The following is a 2706-nucleotide window of genomic DNA, read 5'->3' on the forward strand; positions in this document are numbered from 1 at the left end:
TAAGCGGAGAAGAGCCCTTAAACTAATCCAGAGTCTCTATACACAAGCAAACCTTCAAACACGTTTATGTCCAGTTTTGTGTTGACTGGGCATCCTGCTAAAACAGAATTGCCCCTTTGTGTTTTAGTGCGATTACTCAGCAACGGGTTGCGCTACTGAGTTTAAGATACTTATAGTTATGTCTGGATGTTGAACGGCTCTGCTCGTAACTGGACAAAAATAAATCAGCACCCAAAAATATTATGTAAAAGGCTGTTTGTTGCGGAGGGTTAAGATTAATGAGAGAGGATGCCTGAGAGAACTGCGCTCTAGCTTCTGTGTCATTCGAATATAACAACAGACATGAATCTGTTATGATCGTCATCAAAACGTAATCATACATTATTTATGTCAGGCGTCTGATATATACATCAGATAAATCATTCAGGGATAGTAACATGGTAGACAAAACACAGATACTCTTTGAGTCATTACGAAGAACAGATAGCTACACTCTGGCCGCTGATCAAAAAGCATCTTTTTGCCTAGCTGCTGCTGTTACATTTTTAGGTATTTATTCAACGTTGTTTTATAGCGTTATAACTGATGACAATGCTGTAATATCAGCAACTTTGACGATTGCAATTCTAGGGTTGGTGTTATTACCTTGGATTGTGTTCTTTTATACTATAAAAACTATATTTTCACCAAACCTTAAGCCATCAGAAAAAGAATCAATCATATCTTTTGCATCAATAGCTTCAAATACCCCTAGTTTAGAGCAGTTTAAGCTATATTATGAAAGCATAAATATAAACAATGATATGTTTGTAAAGAATTTAAATGAAGACATCCTTGAAAATCATTGGATTTGTTCAGAAATATGCTTTAACAAGATGAAAAACTTCAAAAAAAGTTTACATTGGTTGTGGGTGGCGCTATCAATTTCATTGATAGGCTTGGCTACTATGGTTTATTTTATTGAGCATCATGAATTTACTAAGTTCTTATCAATCTGCAAATGAAATATGAGGGGAACATCCCCCCTCATTTAATTACTTAATGAAGACACCAATTATATCGCTATATATAACAACATTTAAATTCGATTTTGGTGATAATGAAACCTCCATAGTATGCAGTCCCCGATATGCAGTACCTTCTGGAAAATCAAGTACAATTGAACTTTGATACATATCGGTAGGTTTATCTATCTGACGGACTTTGGTATCTGTAAGGCCATTTTCTTCGTTTTGAAGCGCTTCTTTACCATGGTTGTTCTTTATAAACTTTGCATTAAGAGGATATAGAGATGAAAGCTCATTTGGATTTAATATCTCCAACACAAACTTTAATTTCATATCTTTTTCTAAAAAATAAGAAACTGATTTATATTCTTCCCATCCATCTGAATCACTCTTCCTGTAGTAGCATTTGAATTTAATATTATCTCGATAGGTTAATCGACTACTTCCAAGAGTTTTCCAATTTAATGGAACTGGTAACAAATCTTGATACATTTCCATTTTTAATAAACGACATCGACGATTTATTGGAATGCCATTTTCGTCGCTCATATTAGGCAATATATATCGTTCCTCAGATTTATCTTTACCTACGGTCTTAATTTCAGAATATCTATCTGGAAAGTCAACATAATCTAAAATACCTTGCCCCAACATAGCTGTGTTCGTTCGTGCTTGAGATTGGGCTTTTGAAGCAAGATCTACTGGTATACCTAGAGCAGTAACTTCCGATGCATCACCATAACCATAATTGGCCCAAACAACCTCTTTACGAGAGCCATAATCTAACCCCACACGAACTCCTAGGTTAACGTCTTTGCCTATAAGTTTGTTTAGTTCTGGGAAAACCGTTTCAGTAAGAATTAGCTTTAACGCTGAAGATGCGTTTAGAGCATTAGCTATCGCATCTTCAGGACAATTGCCTTTCCCACCAAAAAAAGCCATAACGGCATCTCCCATAAGTCGATGTGGGTAACCATCTAATGCACGAATCACATCAACGCATGCTTGAAGAATTCGGTTTTTTACCACATATGCATCTTGTAAAGGCATTAACAAAGACAGTCTAGAGCTTCTTTTTATGTCTACAAACATTGTCACAATATGATGAAACTCTACTTCACCCGAATCCTTTAAGTGAGCGAAATCTGGATGCGGGCCTACCTTACTTTGGTTTAATCCAACCTTATTAAACCATGGTCGTAAAGCGTTCTGATAGGTGTACTCTTCTGGAGCCGTAAGCTCCCCGCTCGATTCCGCTTTTAAACGACGCGAAACACTAGCGCTCTTATATAAATCAACCGATTCAAACAACTCATCAAATGACTCTGTTGAGAAATTTTCATTACCTATAATTCTTTTAGAACGTTTGCTTTCTAACCCATCTCGGATATCCGAAAAATAACCTTTTGTAATTTCCTCTAAACTTTTTGCTGACACGAATTCCTCCAACTAATCATTATCGTGTACTACTCCACGACACTATAACTTACTTTTTATGCGTGCGAATAGATAGCAATTAATTGCTTATTGATGTAAGTCAAATGAGTTCTAATGCTATAGTCGGATGATAGTTGTGATGTTGACTTTAGCGATAATCACATGTGTCAACATCACATTACTTGGTGGAAGTGATCGGTGCCTGCAAAACTGGACACTTCATTAAGCAACTTTCCCATACCTAAAGGGCTCTTCTCCGCTT

At 36.4% G+C, this 2706-nt stretch carries 2 protein-coding genes; one reads left to right on the top strand and one right to left on the bottom strand.

The features are described from left to right. Nucleotides 1–437: 437 nt before the first annotated feature. Nucleotides 438–1004: a hypothetical protein gene (locus PL85_RS18010; protein ID WP_115339421.1), complete on the top strand. Its 567-nt coding sequence runs from the start codon at nt 438–440 to the stop codon at nt 1002–1004. Between the two features lie 30 nt (nt 1005–1034). Here PL85_RS18010 and PL85_RS18015 read toward each other — a convergent pair whose 3' ends face one another. Further along, nucleotides 1035–2444 (bottom strand): nucleotide-binding domain-containing protein, encoded by a 1410-nt coding sequence (locus PL85_RS18015; RefSeq protein ID WP_115339420.1) that lies wholly within the window; start codon nt 2442–2444, stop codon nt 1035–1037. Between the last annotated feature and the right edge of the window lie 262 nt (nt 2445–2706).

The sequence above is a fragment of the Vibrio anguillarum genome (assembly GCF_001989995.2).
GTDB lineage: Bacteria > Pseudomonadota > Gammaproteobacteria > Enterobacterales > Vibrionaceae > Vibrio > Vibrio anguillarum.

Bases quoted from the DNA above. Each gene is read 5' to 3' on its own strand.
- PL85_RS18010 (WP_115339421.1), top strand. From the start codon at position 438: ATGGTAGACAAAACACAGATACTCTTTGAGTCATTACGAAGAACAGAT.